Here is a 17,940-nt window from a genome sequence, read left to right as displayed (position 1 = left end):
CTTCTGACTGAGATGTCCCCAGGGTGGATACCTCCCGCAGTCCATGGCGCGATGACGAGGGCCGGTGCCGAGGCCACCCGACGAGCTGGCCCGCGGGATAGACGGCGTCGACGTCGGCCAGCCGGAGAGACTGTCTGCAACCTCGTCACCCTGGCTATCACCTCGACGCTCGTCCGTGCTTGCGCCGAGTCGGAGCCGGCGGCAGACTGGCGGCCGTGGTGACTGGTCCTGGGTGGTCGTCTTCAGGATCAAGGACCTACGCGGGCCGGTTTCCGCTGTCGGTGGAGCGGTTCACCATGAACGTTGTAGATCGGCTTGTCCCCGGGGTCACGACGGTTACTCTCAACGCCCGCTACTACGCGCTTCACGGCCTGATCTCCGCGGAGGCGCAGAGGCGGGGCTTGCCCCGCAGCGCGGCACAGAGCCTGTTGCGCCGGGCTGAGGTCGTCGTTGGGGCGGTGTCGGCGCGTCACTACCGCGCCGCCGGCTTCGCCCACGAGGCGCTGTCCCGACCACACGGATACGACGAGATCCTGAGGCGGGCGTCCGACGGCGGCGTGGATGTGGCGGAGTTGGCCGCGCCGGGTGTCTACGCCAAGCCGAATTGGGGTTTCTGGCCGGCGTACCGGGGCTCCGAGGTTCTGCTTCGAATCGTGACCAGAGCCGACGACATCGGTCCCGGTGACCAGCTGGATACCGGCGCTGTCGCTCAGGGGCTCGGCGACGTGCTCGACCTGGTCAGCAGGCGGACGCTCGACGACGCGACGCTCGACGCCTACGAGTCGCTGTGCATCTGCCATTCGGCCACCAGCGCGGACGGCGCTTGGCTCGCCCGACTGTTCGCCGCCTCGGACGCCGAGACGCCCGCGACGCGGGCCGGTGTCCGCCGGCAGACGCTGCGCATGATCGCCCGCGTCATTCAGCTGACGGAGGTCCGCCGGGTAACCCGTGACGTGTCGCGATTTCTTGCATACGAGCCGGAGGCGATGAGCGACCCGGTGCTGTCCGCATTGGAGCTGTCCGACGAGTGGCGGGGCCTCATCCTGCGCAACTACTCCGTCACGGCGTGGCGGAGCCTCTGGGCCTGGCTTGTCAACGGCATCCAAGGGCTCACGCCCCGCGCGGAGCTGGCCGCACACCTCGCGGACCTGCTACCCGACAGCACCGTGGGAGCGTTCCGGGATGGGTTGCCACGAACCATGGACAGCACGGGACGGCCGGTGCCCGCCGAGCAAGATCCGGGGCTGTTGGGCCTGGAGACTCCCGTGCGCGACCTCAGCGTGCTGGCCCTCGGCGCTCGCCGTGTGCGTGAGCTGGCCGGTCGGGAGCTGCACGGCTTCGAGGGACACGAGGCACAGGACCGCTACGAGCAGCTGGCGCCGCGGTGGTTGGCCGACCAGCTTGACCGATGGCACGACAGGTCACTGCGCGACTTCGCCCGATGGCTCACCGACACGATGGTCGACCGGTCGCAGCGGCTCGCGCTGGCCAAGGCCCGCCTCGATCCCCGAAAGGGCGTTCTCAAGATTCCCACCCGGGTGCATCTGCGCGATGACCTGCTGTTCCGCGACTCCGACGAGACCGCGGGTTCCGCCTCGCTGCGGTGGGACCAGCTGGCCGGCATCCTCGCCGGCATGGGCCTGCTCGCCCGCACCGACGACGTGTGGGGGATCGGTGACCGGGGTGACCTCATTGCCTGACCAGGCCTTCGACGTCGGCGGCGGCGACTACCAGAACGCCGGCGACGTCGTGACAGTGCCGTCGCCTCTGCCGTACATCTTTGCCGAGGAGAAACACGCCGATCGGCAGGCCCGTGAGGCGCTCTTCTGCACCTTCAACGCCGACCTAGGCTTCTTCGAGCGTGCCGTGCTGGGCGTCACCCAGGCGACCGGTGCCCGCGTCACGGTCGTCGGCGATCTGCGCATGTCCAACCCGGACCCGCGCGCCGCCCGAAACGCCGGCACCCGCTACGTGCACGGCCTCGCCGTACCCCCAACCGCGGGGAGGGCCTTCCACCCCAAGCTCACCGTCATCGTGGGGCCCGCGCGAGCGCTGGTGGCCGTCGGCTCGGGCAACCTTTCGGTCGGCGGCTGGCACCTCAACGCCGAGACCTGGACGATCGCCGCCGCGGATCGGGACAGGTGTCCCCGGCTGGTCGTCGACGCGGCGGAATGGCTGCGGAGCGTCGCCCGGCTCTGCGCGATCAGCCCGCCCGCCGCCGACGCGATGGGTCGCACCGCCGCCGCCCTCGAAGCCTTGAGCGGAGGCCAGGTCGTTGACACGGGCCACCGGCTGGTGCACACCTCCGACGCTCCCATCATCGACCAGCTTCCGGTCACGCCCGTGGAGTGCCTCCGGCTCTATGCGCCGTTTCACGACGCGCGCGCCGAGGCAATCCAGGAGCTGACGCTGCGTCTGGCCCCGGCACGTGTCACGCTCGCCGTGCAATCCGGGCACCGGACCGTCGTGCAACCCGAGGCGATAGCCCGTGTGATCGGCGACCTCGGCATCGACCTCGAGGTGGTAGAGGACCGGCACCGCTCCTACCGACACGGCAAGCTCGTCGAAGCCATCGGCTACGACGGCGCATGCTGGACGCTCACCGGCAGCCCCAACCTGTCCTCGGCAGCTTTGCTCAAGCCCGTCGCCGACGGCGGAAACGTCGAGCTCGCCGTTCTTGCCCGGCCCTCCGCACCGCTGTTTCCCGGCGGTGTGCCGATCCGCCTCGACGAGGTGCCCGCCGTCCGGATCAGCACGACCAACCACGTCGACACGGCCACCAGGGCCACGCTCCTCGCGGCGACCCGCGCCGCCGGCGGACTGCACCTCACGTTCGCGCACCCCACACCCCGCCCGGTACGGATCGTGGCCTCCGCCCACACCGATTTCGACACCTGGGCCGACGTCGGTGCCGTCCCCGAAGGCGCCGTCCAACACCTCATCGCCGGCGTCGACCTGCCCGGCGGATCCCGGGTGCGGACGGCATGGACCGAACACGGCGTCACGCGCGACGGAAACCTGGTGTTCGTCACCGATCCCGAACGGACCATGTTCCGGGTGAGCGACGAGCCGCGGGGAGGCTCCCAGGGACCGATCGAGATCCTCGCCGACGCGCGCCTGGCCGAACGGTGGCTCCACGGGGTCCAGCAGCTCGCCGCCGCCCGCGCCAGCATCGCCCTACCCGCCGCAGGCGGCACCAGCGGGCCCACCGGCGAGTCGGAGACAGCCACCGGCACGCCGAGGCTCGACACCGACCCCGAGGACTGGCTGCGCTACAGCGACGACGCCAAAAGCCGGCTCGGCACAGCCATGTTCCACTTCTCACTCGGCGGGTTTGCGGCCCTCTCCGCCACCAGCACGAGCTACGGCAGCGACCTGCTCCAGCCGACCGACCTCCTCAGCGACGAACGCGCCGCCGGACTCGACGGAGACGACGCGAACACCGTCAACGACGACATCGACCCCTCGACCGGGCAGAACGCCGAGCTCGGCGGCTCCCGCAACGCGGACGACGAGAGCGACCCGAACGACGACAACGACGAGCGAGCGCTGCACGAGCTGCGCCGCGTCGGCCGCGCGCTCACCCGTGCCGTTCGCGTCGACCTCGCCCACCTGCCCGCCATCGACCGGTTGGCGGTCGGGACGCTCGTGCTCGTCGGCGTCGAACTGGGCGCCTGGGAGACGCCGCACGGTGAGCAGGGGTGGATCACCGTGCTCGCCCAGGTGGTCGAGACGCTCGACCTGGACGACATGCCAGCGGCCATCGAGGCCAACGTCGCGAGCCTGGCCGCCGTCGCTCTCTACCTCATCCGCGACCACCTACCCACGGCGGGCCGCCCCGCCGAGTACCTGCGCTACGAGGAGGCCGCCGAACGGGCCGCGCACCTCGTGGTCGCCGCCGACGCCACCCTCGTGGCTGACTACGCGGAGGCCATAAGCAACAGCCGCGGCTTCCCCATCGACCCGGACGACGTCATGCGCACCGCGGCGATGATCGTCGACGACGACCCGCTCGCCACCGCCATCGACAAACTGGAGGACCGCCGGCCGGCCTGGCGGGTGAACCGGCACGCTGACACCGCACTCCACGTCGGCGGCACCTTCACCAACCCGTTCCACGCGGCCGCCGAGGCTCTCGATGCCATCGACGGCGCCGGCGTCGTCGCCGTGTGGGCCACCGGCGCGAACGGCAGATGGGCGATCGCCGCCCGGGCCGCAGATGACCTGATCCGGGTAGAGCAGCGCGACGGAGCGGTGCGATGGTGGCACTACCGGCTCACGGTGCTCGGCGACGCCACCCGCATCGCCCGGGACAATGAACTTGCTAGCCGCGTCCGCATCAACCACGGCCCGCTCAACCGCGCCTTCCCGGAGGCACTGACCCTACTGGCCAGGGCCGGCATCGACGTCGCTGCGGGACCACCGGAGTAGGCGGCCGCGGCGGCGCCGGTCCGGATTAGCGGCGTATGCCGGCCCGCGACGCAGAAGCCCTGCGTCGCTCAGCACTGTCCTGCCCGGCACCGGTCGTCGATCTGGGCGCGGTGCGGGTGCGGACCTGGTAGAGGCGGGGAGGGCGCCGTCAGTACAGGACTCGCCACACAGCGTTGGCAACTCCATTCCGTACCCCCGCCACTCGCTCTCGCAGCACCTCCGCGAACGCCGGGCTGTCTCCAGCTCGCCGCAACGGCCCGGTTAACTGGGAGGATGTCGCCGAGGACGGCCGGGGGCATCTCGCCGGCCAGGCGAACCAGGGGCGGCAGCGCGGTAGCTGCTGGGCTGGAGGCCGAGGCGTTGAAGCCGGTGGGTGATGGTGGGCGGGCAGGACCGGCCCGTCGGGATGCTAACCGGGAAACAGGCATGGGCCGGAGTCCGTCATGCGTTTGGCGACCGGGTACGCCTCTCCTCGAGGTCGCGCTCCCGCCGTTCGCGTGCCACGCTCAACTGCCCCACCAGCACCAGTAGCCCCAGCGCCCGGCAGCAGCGCCGGCGGCGTGCTGGTGACTCCCGCGCCTACCACGGGGTATCCTGCGGGCATGGCCGACAGGAGCCCCAACACCGGCGCCCGCAGCGAGGAGATCCTCGCCGCCGCCGGCATCGTCGTCTCTGACGAGGGGAAGGCTCGCGCGCGCCGCCGCCTGGACGAGGCCCGGGAGCGGTGGACGGCGGAGCTCGACGCCCAGGCTCGCGAGCAGCTCGGCCTGCCGGCCCGCGCCGCGTGACCGAACCGGCCGTCCGGGTCGTCCTCGACGCCTCCGCGATCATCGCCTTCACCCGAGGATCGATCGACGTCGGTGAAGTGATCGCCGAGGTCGCCGACGAAGAGAACTGCGTGTTCGGGCTGCCGGTACTGTGCGTGGCCGAAGCCGCCCGGGTGGTCGTCGACACGGACCGCCTGCAGCTGCTCGTCAACCACCCCATCGCCGAGATCCTCTCGCCACCGCCGGACAGCTGGGAGGCCCTCGCAGTCACCCTCGACACGGTCGGCAGGGTCGACGCCGCCACCGCAGTGCTCGCCGCGATCGACCTCGGCTGCAGCGTGCTGACCGGCCAGCCCGGCCTGTACGGCGGCATCGCCGGCGGCGGCCCGGTCATCCCAATCTGACCCAGGTACTACACGGCGTGGACCGCCACCGCGACGGCGAGCAAGACCCGATGTGCACCGGTCAACGCGGCCGGCTCACCATCTCCGGCATCACGCAAGTTCCCCCGATCCGCATCTGGCGTCTATCGTCGCGCCTTGACCTTCCCCTGACTGAAAGGTTCAGTCAGGTACGGGTAGAGCCGTGCCGGCCAGTCGGCGACGCGTGATGCCACCCGGGCCGTTTGTTAGGAGGGCTGTGATGACCGCGGCAGCAGATCGCACCGCAGAGGGCCGGGTGGCTGTTGAGCTTCGTTCGGTGCCGGACTGTCCGAACCTCGCGCCGGCTCGGCATGAGCTGCGCGCGGCCCTGGCCGACGTCGGTCTGCCCATCACGGGGGTCACCGAGGTCGTGGGCGACTATCCGTCTCCGTCGATCCTGGTCAACGGCGTGGACGTGATGGGCGCCACCGGCGACGGTTCAGCGGCCTGTCGCTTAGATATCCCCACTGGCGAGCGCATCCGCGCTGCCCTGCGCCAGGCGATAGGCGCCGGACCCGCTACCACCGCAAGGGAGCAGAGCCGGGTCGATTGCTGCCAGCAGCCGGGCAATGCGATCGGGACAGATCGGCCCCGCCGCGCCGAGCAGCTCCCCGACAGCCTCCAGCAGGTGCATCGAGCGATCCTGCATCACTTCGCCGCCACCGGAGCTGCCCCCACTGATGCCGACATCCGCGCTGCCGCCAGCGAGGCGGACCTGGACACCGCGAAGGCGCTGCGGGAACTTGCCCGGGAAGACCTTGTCGCCCTCGACAGCGGCGGGCGTCTGGTCGCGGCCTACCCGTTCTCCCCAACGCCGACGCCGCACCGGGTTTCATTCGGCGATGTCGAGGTGTACGCGATGTGCGCCATCGACGCGTTGGGCATGCCGTTCATGCTCGGCACCGACGCGACCATCACCTCCGCCGATCCGCACACCGGCCAACCGGTCCGCGTGACCATCACCAACGGTGCCGCCACCTTCCAGCCGGCCGAAGCGGTGATCGTGTACGCGGCCACCGGAGACACCCGTCGCTCCGTGGACACCTGCTGCTCCACCATCAACTTCTTCACGAGCGCATCCAGCGCTCAGGCATGGATCAACGCCCACCCCAGCCTGGCCGCCACGGTTCTCGACCAGGACCAGGCCGTCACCCTCGGCCGCGACATCTTCGAACCGCTGCTCGCCCCCCACACCGCCCTCGACCACCGCTTGGTCTGACGCCCGGTCGGCTACCGCCACCGTTAAAGCGGCTCACGGCCAGCGGCGCCGGCTGGCCGACCACGGGCAAAAACTGGTGTCCCTACTCCTAACCACGGTGTCGCCACCGATCCGACCAGCCCGGCACCGTGGATGACGCAAGACCTTGCCGGCGTGGCCGACGCACCCGCGACCAGAGCGGGCGCCCGTGCCGGCACCCGCAGGATTGGGCGCCGGCCTTCGCGGGTGCCGCTCAGCGGGCCTTCTTCGTCGCTCGCTTGCGGGGCGGCGTCAGCAGGTCGGCGATCGCCGCGATCGCGGACGGCACGAGCCGGTAGTACGCCCAGACGCCGCGCTTTTCGCGTTCGAGCAGGCCGGCCTCGGTGAGGATCCGAAGGTGATGACTCACGGTCGGCTGGGAGAGACCGAGCGGCGCGGTGAGGTCACTCACGGACGCCTCGCCCTCCGGGGCGGACTGGATCAGACTGAGCAGTCGCAGCCGGGCCGGGTCGGCGAATGCCTTCAGCACTCCCGCGAGCCGCTCGGCATCGGCACGCTTGATCGGCTCGCCGGCCAGCGGCGAGACGGCAGGTGTAGCAGTTTTCGCAGTTGGCACGCCGTACATCGTTGCACCAACACCATCGATACGCCGGTCGAACCAGTACCCGGTCACCGTCAGTTTGCGGGCAGGGAGCCGTGTTCACCTGTCCCGGCCGTGTCAGCGGCCGGGATGAGCGAGTGTCGGCCCCCGCCCGACGGGTGACCGGGCGAACGGGCAGCGCCGGCGGGTTGGTCAGGCGGTGGGGCCCAGTCCGGTGAGGAGCTTCTCCACCCGGGTGCGGATCTCGTCGCCGATCGGGCGGACCGCTTCGACGCCCTTGCCGGCCGGGTCTTCGCGCTTCCAGTCCTCGTAGCGCTTGCCGGGAAAGACGGGCCGCCGCATGCCAGGGCACCCAGCCCCGTGGCGCGACCGGACCACACCCTGCGACGCATTGCGGCGCGTGCCGTGATGCGCGACCCCCGGTTCTGGATCCTCGTTGCCGCCCTGATCGCCCACGGTGCCGCCACCAGCGCCATCGGCGTCCCCGTGGTCGGTTACCTCATCAGCCGCGGCCACCCGGCCACCTTCGCCGCCACCGCCGCCGGCCTGCTCGGCGTTCTGTCTGTCACCGGACGACTCGTCCTCACCGGCGCCCGACGCCGCCTACCGGTCACCACGATCGTCGTCGCGGTGTTCGCGATCCATGCCGCCGCAGCCCTCGCCATGCCCCTCGCTGCCAGCACACGGATGGGGGCCGCAGTCGAAGAAGGAGGAGCGACGGTCGGGCCAGGAACCCTATCCTCCTAGGACGTCTTAGAAGGCGTGTTCCTGCCGCGGGCACGGAAATCCTCGCCCGCTCGCTGCCAAGTCCGGGCCAGTCACACCTCATCAGTGCATGACGTCACCTAGGCCAGCAATGCCAGGCGACCAGAGAAGCAGCGCCTGAACAGCGCACGTGAGCGCAGCGTGGATCGGAGCGTCGAGCCGGGTCCAGCGTGCCTCCTATGGAGCGTGGCGGAGTGCTGATCGGCTGAGTCGCCTTCGTTGCAAGCTCTGCTGGTCCAGTCGATGTTCCGTCCACGGCGGACTCTTGGAGAAAACTGGAACTTGCTGGAACGCGTGGAAGCGGCTACGGTGTGTCCGTGGCTGAATCTCTCGACGATCTCGAGGCGCGCATCGACGAGCTGCGCACAGCCGTGCGTCGTGCCCTGATGGCCGGTGATCGGGCCGAGGCGCGGCGTCTGCGATCCGACCTTCGTCAGGCGGAGGTGCAGTGGGATGACGCGCTTCTGGCGATCGAACCGGAAAAGCTGGCTTCGCAACCGCGGACCGAGCCGCAGGACGCCGGGAGCCTGCTGTCGATTCGTGACCAGGTCCACCAGGCCTTGACGTTCCTGGGCGTCCCGGCGGCGCCGAAGCTCATCGTCGCCCTGCACCAGGCGGTCTTCGCTGGAGCCTTGAACGGGCAGCAGCTGACGAGCCTTCGCCGAGACGAGGAAAGATCCTTCAAGACGGCGCCGTGGGCTCGGCCGTACTACTTGTGTGCGGCCCTGACCGCTGACCGGCTCTCGCCTGCCCGCGGTCTCCTGGCTGTCTCCACCTGGCCGCTTTCCACCCGTATCGTCGGGCCGCTGAGTCCCAGGGTTCACTTTCTGACCTCGGCGATCCGTATCGCCGAGCACCTGAGCCACCCGGACTGGGCGACTCTGCCCGCCCGGCGTCTGTTGTGGCAGTTCGCCGCCAACATCCCCGGCGGTGCCACCTCATTCGACACGACGAGGCCGGACGCCGTGCGGCGTGCGGCGCAGGCCGAGCTGGAAGTTCATCGTGACGCAGACCTGTCGCAGCGCGAAGCGGCAGCCCGGCGCGCCGTCGACCAGCTCGACGATCTTCACCAGCTGTTCGGCGCCGCTCTCAAGGTGGCGTCGCATGCTGCGAGCGACACCTGATCTTGAATCCGCACTTCCCACGCGAAGGAAGAGCACGTGAAAGAACTGACGGCGCGTCTTGACGCGCTGCGGGGGGACACTGAACCACAGAGCCTCGACGCCAGGGCTATCTCGTCGATTGTCGGCAACCCGGGCTGCGGCCGCCGGAATCTGCTGGATGCAGCCGGTATCGACAAGGACGAGCTGGCCCGAGCCATCCGGCACCCGATGTACGCCAAGCCGTCGCGGATGGTGCTTGCCCGAGGCGCCCAGTTCGAAGCCCAGGTCAAGGCGAGTGGCGGTGCGCAGCTGCTGACGTTGCTGCGGGAGGACATCGGGCTATCCATTCCGGAAGCCGAACACGAGGACTTGAAGACCATCGGCGGCAACGAGGGCAAGCTAGCCCGGTACCGCAACACGGTTCAGCGGCTGACCGCTGTGGCCCGCTCGGCGCAGGATGGCGGGACGCTGTTCGACCACCCGTACTTGAAGATCACGGTCGCGGGTTACGACGTCTTCCTCGAGCCCGATCTGGTGGCTGTGAAGTCGGGCGGGAAGTTCTACATCGTCGAGGTCAAGTCGTTCTCGGTGATCGACGGCCAGGCGCCTGCGGCCGCGGTGGAAGGCGCAGAGTTGCAGGCTGCGGTCTACGTCTACGCCCTTCGGGAACTGCTTCGTTCACACGGGTTCGACGAGGACCTGGTGGCGGACGAGGCGATCTTCGTGTGCCCGCAGAACTTTATCAACAAGCCGTTCGCGGCCCGGGTCAACGTCCGGAACCAGGTCGCGGCGGTCCGGCGGATGCTGATGCGGATGCATGACCTCGACACGATTCTGTCGAACCTGCCGGCAGGGTTGACGTTCGCTCTGCGTGGCCCGGCCGGTTCCCGCTCCGCCGAGGAGCTGAAGGCGGGCCTGCGTCTGGTGCCGGCACGCTACGCACCGTCGTGCCTGGACACCTGTGAGATGGCGCGGTTCTGCCGCTCCGAGGAACAAGGTTCCACGGCGGTGCTCGGCCGGCAGGTCCGTGAGGAGCTGGCGCTGGACACGATCGGTGAGGTCGTCGGTCTGGCTCGCGGTACGCGCCTTCCTGGCCCGGACCAGGTCGAACAAGCTGAGTTGCTGCGGCGGGCCCAACAGTATCGGGACGAGTTGCTCGGGAGCTTGATGTGAGCCTGCTGACGTCCCTGGCCCGCGCCCATGCCAGCGACCAGGCGGTGGCGCAGCGCCTGACGACTGTCCGGCATCTGCATGTGAGCAGTGAGCCGCTGGTGTTCGTGCCGTTGGCGATGGCGGGCGAGGCCCACGCCCCGCTCGCCGTCATGATTGGCACCAGCCCTGATACACCGGAGCTGTTGACGGTTGCGCAGCCCCGGAACCGTGACCAGCAGGTTGCCTTCGCCTATGAGCTGGCCAAGATCTTCGCCGCCTACATCACGCCGCGCACGAACCGGCGTCTTCCGGTGCGCGCCGGCGCGTCCGGCGTGCAGTACCGGTGCGCGGACGCACCGCAGGTCTGGGTGCCGAACCGTGCCGGCGTCGAGTTCATCCGGATCCTCGGGCGCTCCACCCGCTTGCGAAGGAGTACAGGCGAGTGGGCCGTGCCACGCAACATCCCGGTCATGGGCAAATGGCTGACGTTCCTCGCCGACCGTGCTGAATACGCCGGCTCCGCCATGCTGGTCGCGGCGACCGACGCGCTGACCCTGCATTGGGCAACCGGGCAGAGCACCGAGGAGGACCAGCATCTTCCCGCTGTACTCGGCTGGATCGCGCCGCCACCCGGGATGACCGGGCGGGATGCCGCGCGTGCCTGCGAAAATCCGTTGAAGGTACCGCCTGCCGGACCTGCCACGGATCCATCGTTCGACAACGGCATCCTCGAGCCGCTGCTCGCCGCCTACCACCAGGCGGCGAGCCCGGCGGCGTCGCGCATCGCCGAGGACAAGATCCGCAAGGAGTTGCGAAAGCAGCTCGACGGCACCTGGCATCGGATGTGGCAGGCGATCACCCTGTTGCGTGACCCTAGTCTTCCGGCCGGTGCTCATGTCGGTGTTCGCTGGGAACGGGACCTTGACGCTTTCACGCAGGCCGCCGACTGGATCGCGACCAGCCCTGGGGCGCAGCCCAAACGTGACTCAGCGGTGTACGCCGCCCGGCGCCTGTACTGGTTGGAACGGGCCCAGCAGCAGTATGACGCGGAGCGCGCCTTCGACGACCCGATGGTGATGGCCGAGGCTCGGATGATCGGTGAGGCGTTCGTCGGTACCGTCATCGCCGCCGTCCCGAACCGGCGGGTCGGCAGGAGCCTGCGGCCGCTGATCACCGTATCGACCACCGACGCGATCAGCCTCGCCGCCGGCGAGAGCGGTCTGCGCCGGCCTGAGTTGCTGGACCAGAAGACCACGGTCGTCTCGGTGACTCGTGACGGCGACACGGTGATGGTCGAGCTGGAACTTCGCGAGGGCATGGGCAGCGGGCGTGAACCACGGCCCGGCACCGTCCCCGCCGTAGGGGACTCCGTGTGCTACAGCCTCTTCAAGGACGACTACCGCCGGGCGCCGACGCTGCCGCGCAAGGAGGACACCCCGTGGACTCATGGCGGCCCGCCCAAGCCTTACCTGCCGACGGAGCAGGATGCCCAGGAGCCGTGGTCATGACCGTCACCTATGTCCCGCCCACCGCGGTCCTCGACGTACTTCGGTTATTGACCGAGGGTCCGCAACCTGGCGTGGTGCTCAACTCACCCCCCGGAGCTGGCAAGAGCACCGCCGTCACCTACATGGCTCACCACCTGGCCCGGCACGGCGACCAGGTGCGCGTCGTCGCACAAACCAACTCCCAAGTCGACGATCTCGTCGCCAAGATCGCCGCCGTGGATCCGGGGATCACCGTCGGCCGATACACCGCCTACGGCTACCCGGTGCCGGCCACCCTCGCCGCCTCCAACATCCTGATTGCGAACCGGTTCCCCGATCTGCGTCAGGCAGCCATCGTGGTTGCCACCGCAGCGAAGTGGCTCGACCCCGTCATCACCGAGCGCGGGCCGTGGGCGATCATCGACGAGGCGTACCAGATGCGTTCGGACACCCTGTTGCGACTCGCTTCGACGTTCGAACGGGCTGCGTTCGTCGGCGACCCTGGGCAACTCGACCCGTTCTCCGTCGTCAACGTCGACCGATGGACCGGCCTGGCCTGGAGCCCGCTGCAGAGCGCGGTGGCCGCCATGCTCGCTAACAATCCGGACATCCCGGAACGGCAGCTGCCGCGCTCGTGGCGGCTTGCCCCTCACACCGCGATCCCGGTGTCGGACGCCTTCTATCCGTTCGCACCCTTCGAATCCGCGCCCGAACAGGGCGCGCGGGAGATGTGGCTGCCGACCCGCAGCCTCGGCAATAGCCCCGCTGACCGGGCGATCGAACATGCCGCAGCCAACGGCTGGGCCTTCTACCAACTGCCGCGCCGGCACACGGTGCGCACCGACGCTGAAGCGGTCGCCGCGGTCGTTGCGCTCGCTGTGCGTGTTCTCGAGCGCGGCACGATGCTCCGCGATGAACGCCACCCCGATGGTGCCAGGGTGACGGCAGACCGAGTGGCGATCGGTGTGGCACACCGCGACCAGATGGCTGCCATCAAAAGCGGGCTGGCCGAGACCGCTTATCCGAACATCCGCGTCGACACCGCGAACCGGCTGCAGGGCAGCGAGTACGACATCGTCATCGTGCTACATCCGCTGTCCGGCCGCCGCGACGCCACGGCGTTCCACCTCGAATCCGGGCGGCTGTGCGTCCTGACCTCACGGCACCGGCATGCCTGCATCGTGGTCGCCCGCGACGGCATCTCCGACCTGCTGGACGCCCACCCGTCCGCCGACCCCGTGCCCTTTAACACGCAACCGCGCTTTCCCAACGGCTGGGAAGCCAACCAGGCCCTGCTTGAACATCTCATTGCCCACCGCATCCGGGCCCTCTGAGCTCACCCCTGGCACCGTTCTGGCCGGCCCTTGTCGGGTTCACAATGCCGGTCCTCCCACCGATCGCAGCCACTGACGACGAAGAGGTCGCACGTGAAAGTACTGCACACCTCCGACTGGCACCTCGGACGTACCACCTATGGCCACTCCCGGGCGAGCGACCACGAAGCGGTGCTCGCCGAGATCACCGAAATCGCTGCCGCCACCCGCCCCGACCTGATTCTCAACACGGGTGACTTGTTCGACATGCAGCGGCCACCGCTGCACTCGCTCAAACTGGCCACCAGCACGCTGCACAACCTCGCCGAGATCGCTCCAGTCGTGGTCGTCTGCGGCAACCACGACTCGGCTGCATACCTGCACTGGCTGCACGACCTGCTCAGCCGGTCCGCGCCGATCCACTTCGTCACCAGCCACGACAACGCCGTCGGTGAAGTCCTGCGGTTACCAGCCGGCGAGCAGGCGATTCACGTCGCCGCACTGCCGTTCATCAGCGCCAACCGCATCGTCAACGTCTTCGACGAACCCGGCCAGCGGCGCATCACCTACGCCGGACACATCGCCGGCTTGCAGCAGCGCCTCATGCGCGAGCTCAGAGACGGGTTCGACGCGTCCCGCGACGTGAGCGTGTTTGCCGCACATCAGTACATCGCCGGCGCCATCCCGTCGCGGACCGAGAACCCCAGCCACACCTGCGACTTCTACGCCACCGATCCACAGCACCTGCCGGTGGTCACCTACGCGGCGTTCGGTCACATCCACAAACCGCAGCCACTGCCGACCACCAGCGTAACGGGCTGCTACGCAGGCTCACCCCTGCAGCTTGACTTCGGTGAGGTCGGCGAGGACAAGAGCGTCGTCGTCGCGACGCTGCAGCCCGGCCAAGGCGCCGTCCTTGAACGAATTCCGCTAAAGCGCGGCCGCCGGCTGCACTACATCACCGGAACGCTCGACGAGATCCGCACCACGGCGGCCTCCGTGACCACGGACATCTGCCTGGTCACGGTCAACACCGAAAACCACATCGACAACCTGGCCGGCCAGATCCGCGGCCTGCTGCCCGAGGCCACCATCGCCGATCTACGGGAGAACGCCGCCGACCGCAGGCTCGAACTGCTCGCCCCTGTCGACGACGCCACCGACGTCGACACCACGACGTTGTTCAGCGAATACCTCGCCACCCGCGGTGTCCAAGGCGTCTCGGCGCAACAGGTTCTTCAGCTTTTCAGCACCCTGCTGCCGCACGCCAGCGAACACGAACCACCCGAGCTGCCGGAAGAGCAGCTACTGGCGGCCGACCCCGAGATCGCCTTCCCGCTGCCGGCAACCAGCACGGCCACCATCGGAGGGGCGGCATGAGACCACAGACATTGACCTTCTGCGGCCTGGGCACGTACACCGCGAAGCAGACCATTGACTTCACCGATAAGCGCTTCATCGCGATAGTCGGCGACACCGGCGCTGGGAAATCGACGATTCTGGAAGCGATCTGCTACGCCCTCTACAACCGATGCACCTACGCTGCCACCGCATCCCCGTTGATCGCCGACGGCGGTGACGGCACCCTCGCCGTCGAACTCACGTTCACCGTCGGCAGCCGCCGATGGCAGGTATCACGGTCCGTCAGCCGGCACACCGCCACGTCAGTGCACCGGCTGACCTGCCTCGACACCGGCGCCCTAACCACCGGGGCCAGGCAGGTCACCGCAGAGATCCGGCGGATTGTCGGGCTCGACTGCGACACCTTTCTACGTGCCGTGGTCCTGCCCCAAGGCCGCTTCCAGGAACTGCTGCGCATGAGCGACCGTGACCGAGGCAAAGTCCTCGACTCCGTCCTCGGTCTCGAGCAACTGGGCCAGGTCCGCGAGCACGCCCGAACCCTTCAGGCGCGGCTCAAGGACCGGCTCAACGAGTACCAGCTGCACCGCAGGAGGTTCCTCGACGACCCGGCCGCGGCGCTGGCCGCCGCGGCCGAACAGCACAGCGTGCAGCAGCAGGGCCTGGAACATCTCCAGAATGCTCGGGCCGCCATCGCTGATGCGCGTGCCGAACAGCGACGAGCCGCCGGGGCGGCCAGCACGCTGACCCAGCTGAAGGAATCCCTGGCGGCCGCAGTTCCTGCCGGCGCCGCCGACCAGCTACACGCCTTGGCGTTGCAGGCTCAAACGCTCAACGGCCAGCGCGCCGACATCAACCAACTGACCCACCAACTGCAGATCGAGCAAGACCTCCTGCAAGGTCAGCTCACACAGGCCGAGCAGTACGGCGGGAATGTGGCCGGCACCGCCACGACGATCAACACTCTGAAATACCTCGCCGAACAGCTACCCCAGCAGCGGAAACGCCACCGGCAGTTTACGGAGAACGCCGCAGCCCTTGCCGTCGAGCAGCTCCGGCTACAAGGCGTGCAACAGAGCCTGGCCGATCTTAAGCCAGCCGTCGCGGCGGCCAACAAGACGCATGCAGACGCGGAAACGGCGTTCAAACGAGCCCAGGATCGGCAGCACAAGGCCGTCGAACGACTGAGGATCTGGCGCGGAGCCGCCGCAGACCTAGAGAAGGCACGCGCAGAACTCGCCACGACGGAAGAGGCTCTCGGCACCGCCATAGCCAAGGCAAGAGAAGCGGCGGGTATCGCAGAAGAGGCCGAGCACAACCGGAGCGAGAGCGAACAAACGCACCGCGCGCTGCTGAAGGCGAACGCCGCAGCGCACGCCGCCGCGGACCTCGAACCCGGCGCGGCATGCCTCATCTGTACTCGTCCCCTGCCTGCCGACTTCACGGCACCGATCGCACCCGACCTCACCGCCGCCGACGACGCCCACAAGAAAGCCCGAGTCCGGGCGGAGAAGACGGGTCGGGCGGCCGCCGTAGCGGCCGCCCGGGTGGAAACCCTGGAACGAGACAACCTGCCTGCCGCGCAGCAGAGCGTGACCACAGCCGAGAGCCTGCTCAGTGAAGCGCTGATCAGCCTCCAGGAAGTCGTTGGAGACGCCGACCTGTCGGGAACCGACGAGCAGATCCTCAAACTGGTCACCGATGACGCTGCCAAAGCGCAGCAAGACGTCGAGCGCGCCGGAAAGATTCGCGACGACACCCGCGATACCGCGACCGCCGCCAGAACCGAATTCGTCACCCTCTCAGAGGCCCACGCCAAGCGCATGTCTGCCCATCAGGAGCAGGAACGCGACAACCTCGCCTTGCGCCAATCGATCGACGAGGCGGCCAGCCGCCTACCCGCCCGCTTCACTCTCGCCACACCCCTGGACGTCGCGGAAGTCCAGCAACAGAAGGCAGCAGCCGAAGCCCATCAGCGACTCCTTCAGGAGCTGGCCGGCCGACGGACCGGCGCCGAACAAGCGCTCGCCGGCCTGCGCTCGCGGAGCGCGGCGCTGGAGACGACCTACGCCAAGAAGATCACCAAGCCGGCGGCGACGCTGCGAGACAAGCTCTTGACCCTGGCGCAGCGGGTTAACGACGCCGCAGGGGCATTCGGACTCGAAGAACCGGCGGCCGCGCCCGCCGCGCACGTAGACCTGGACACGCAGGCGCACTGGGCTGCTGATCTTCTCGCTCAGGCAAAGGAACTCCTCGGCATCTGCGCCGCAAAAATCGACGAACAGCAGCGTGCCGAGAAGGCTGCCGGAGAGGCCATCGGCCTTGCCTGCCATACGGCTGGTGCCGCCGGCGAAGAAGACCTCGAGCAGCAATACCTTGCCGCCCACGGTACGGTCCAGAACCTGAAAAGGCAGATCGAGCGCGCCCGGGAGGAACTCCCCGTGGTGAACGCGTTGCAGGAGCGGATTGATGCTGCGGCTGGCACAGTCGATGTTCTTGCGCAACTGTCGGTAGTGCTGGCCGAGGGCAAGTTCATCGCTGACGCTGTCAGCCGGCGCCTCCAAGCGCTGCTTCGCCAGGCAAGCGAGATCCTGCTCTCGATCTCCGGTGGCCGCTACAGGTTCGCGGCCGACTTCCGGATCATCGATATGGACACCATGGCTGCCCGAGATGTTAAGACGCTCTCCGGCGGCGAAACCTTTCTCGCCAGCCTCGCCCTGGCGCTCGCCGTAGTCGAACTCGCCAGCCGTGCGACCGGCCACGTCGAAGCGCTCTTCCTCGACGAGGGCTTCGGCACCCTTGACACCACCTTCCTGCGCGATGCCCTCAATACGCTGACCGACCACAGCACAACCGGCCGGCTGGTCACGGTGATCAGCCACATGCGTTCCATCACCGAGAACGCTGAACATGTACTAGTCGTGGAGAAGTCCCTGACAACTAGTCACGCGCACTGGGCCGACGCCTCGGAACGAGAGAGGATCATCAACGATGACCTTGGTCGTGGCCTGCTTGAATAGGCTGACAGGGCGCCAAGCTGGCCACGCAAAGGCTCCAGACCGAGATGATGCGCGAGTACCACGGTTGCGGGCGTGGCCTCTCGTGGCGACGCGGCAGTGTGATCTGGCTGAGCGGGGGAGGACTGTGTTGTCGATGGCAATGCACAATCCTCCGGTGACCCGGAGCGTACTGGTAGTAACCCCCGCGTGCGGTCAGCTACGCCGGCCACGGCGGTCCCGGGCACATGCCGTCGATCAGCCGAGGCCTGAGGACGCAGCTCCAAGCGGCTCGCGGCCGGCGAGAACCTTAACCGCCGAGGCCACCGGCATCCCGGAGGCGCCG

13 protein-coding genes and 1 pseudogene are annotated in these 17,940 nt (G+C 68.6%); 12 read left to right on the top strand and 2 right to left on the bottom strand.

The window, feature by feature from the left end:
• Positions 1-281: 281 nt before the first annotated feature.
• The 5 genes from ACN27D_RS00565 (at position 282) to ACN27D_RS00545 (ending at position 6,839) form a co-directional block, all read left to right on the top strand.
• Entirely contained in the window at positions 282-1,700 is a 1,419-nt protein-coding gene (locus ACN27D_RS00565; RefSeq protein ID WP_421498230.1) for a hypothetical protein, read from the top strand.
• The gene (locus ACN27D_RS00560; RefSeq protein ID WP_421498229.1) at positions 1,693-4,431 is read left to right on the top strand and encodes a hypothetical protein; all 2,739 of its coding nucleotides are present in this window, start codon (positions 1,693-1,695) and stop codon (positions 4,429-4,431) included. The genes ACN27D_RS00565 and ACN27D_RS00560 overlap by 8 nt, the downstream gene beginning before the upstream one ends.
• Before the next feature lie 602 nt (positions 4,432-5,033).
• A complete protein-coding gene (locus ACN27D_RS00555; RefSeq protein ID WP_046566800.1) occupies positions 5,034-5,219 on the top strand; it encodes a hypothetical protein in 186 nt (61 codons plus the stop codon).
• Positions 5,216-5,602 (top strand): hypothetical protein, encoded by a 387-nt coding sequence (locus tag ACN27D_RS00550; RefSeq protein ID WP_047891304.1) that lies wholly within the window; start codon positions 5,216-5,218, stop codon positions 5,600-5,602. Before ACN27D_RS00555 ends, ACN27D_RS00550 begins: the two co-directional genes overlap by 4 nt.
• 238 nt (positions 5,603-5,840) lie before the next feature.
• Entirely contained in the window at positions 5,841-6,839 is a 999-nt protein-coding gene (locus ACN27D_RS00545) for an alkylmercury lyase family protein (RefSeq protein WP_421498228.1), read from the top strand.
• 232 nt (positions 6,840-7,071) lie between these two features.
• Here the strand turns inward: ACN27D_RS00545 and ACN27D_RS00540 are convergent, their stop codons facing one another.
• Both ACN27D_RS00540 and ACN27D_RS00535 read right to left on the bottom strand, forming a co-directional pair.
• Positions 7,072-7,443, bottom strand: coding sequence for an ArsR/SmtB family transcription factor (locus ACN27D_RS00540; RefSeq protein ID WP_421501082.1), 372 nt, complete (start codon positions 7,441-7,443; stop codon positions 7,072-7,074).
• Between the two features lie 168 nt (positions 7,444-7,611).
• A pseudogene (locus ACN27D_RS00535) lies at positions 7,612-7,764 on the bottom strand (heat-shock protein HtpX); the annotation flags it as partial.
• Positions 7,765-7,827: 63 nt separating this feature from the next.
• Between ACN27D_RS00535 and ACN27D_RS00530 the strand changes: the two are divergent.
• From ACN27D_RS00530 to ACN27D_RS00500, 7 genes are all read left to right on the top strand, one after another.
• Complete coding sequence (locus tag ACN27D_RS00530) at positions 7,828-8,166, top strand: hypothetical protein (protein WP_421501231.1); 339 nt, start codon at positions 7,828-7,830, stop codon at positions 8,164-8,166.
• Between the two features lie 335 nt (positions 8,167-8,501).
• Positions 8,502-9,308 carry a hypothetical protein gene (locus tag ACN27D_RS00525; protein WP_046566883.1) on the top strand — a complete coding sequence of 269 codons (807 nt, stop codon included), beginning with the start codon at positions 8,502-8,504 and terminating at the stop codon, positions 9,306-9,308.
• Between the two features lie 36 nt (positions 9,309-9,344).
• Complete coding sequence (locus tag ACN27D_RS00520; protein ID WP_231605770.1) at positions 9,345-10,460, top strand: hypothetical protein; 1,116 nt, start codon at positions 9,345-9,347, stop codon at positions 10,458-10,460.
• Positions 10,457-11,947, top strand: coding sequence for a hypothetical protein (locus tag ACN27D_RS00515; RefSeq protein ID WP_046566794.1), 1,491 nt, complete (start codon positions 10,457-10,459; stop codon positions 11,945-11,947). The genes ACN27D_RS00520 and ACN27D_RS00515 overlap by 4 nt, the downstream gene beginning before the upstream one ends.
• Positions 11,944-13,260, top strand: coding sequence for an AAA family ATPase (locus tag ACN27D_RS00510; protein WP_071099063.1), 1,317 nt, complete (start codon positions 11,944-11,946; stop codon positions 13,258-13,260). The genes ACN27D_RS00515 and ACN27D_RS00510 overlap by 4 nt, the downstream gene beginning before the upstream one ends.
• A 93-nt stretch (positions 13,261-13,353) precedes the next feature.
• Positions 13,354-14,619, top strand: coding sequence for a metallophosphoesterase family protein (locus ACN27D_RS00505; protein WP_071098612.1), 1,266 nt, complete (start codon positions 13,354-13,356; stop codon positions 14,617-14,619).
• A complete protein-coding gene (locus ACN27D_RS00500; RefSeq protein WP_421498227.1) occupies positions 14,616-17,618 on the top strand; it encodes an AAA family ATPase in 3,003 nt (1,000 codons plus the stop codon). The genes ACN27D_RS00505 and ACN27D_RS00500 overlap by 4 nt, the downstream gene beginning before the upstream one ends.
• The last annotated feature ends 322 nt before the right edge of the window (positions 17,619-17,940 follow it).

This window comes from Micromonospora sp. WMMD1274 (genome assembly GCF_049179035.1).
GTDB classification, from domain to species: domain Bacteria; phylum Actinomycetota; class Actinomycetes; order Mycobacteriales; family Micromonosporaceae; genus Micromonospora; species Micromonospora tulbaghiae.
The sequence above is the reverse complement of the archived record's forward strand: the minus strand, read 5'-3'. Positions and strand labels throughout refer to the sequence as shown.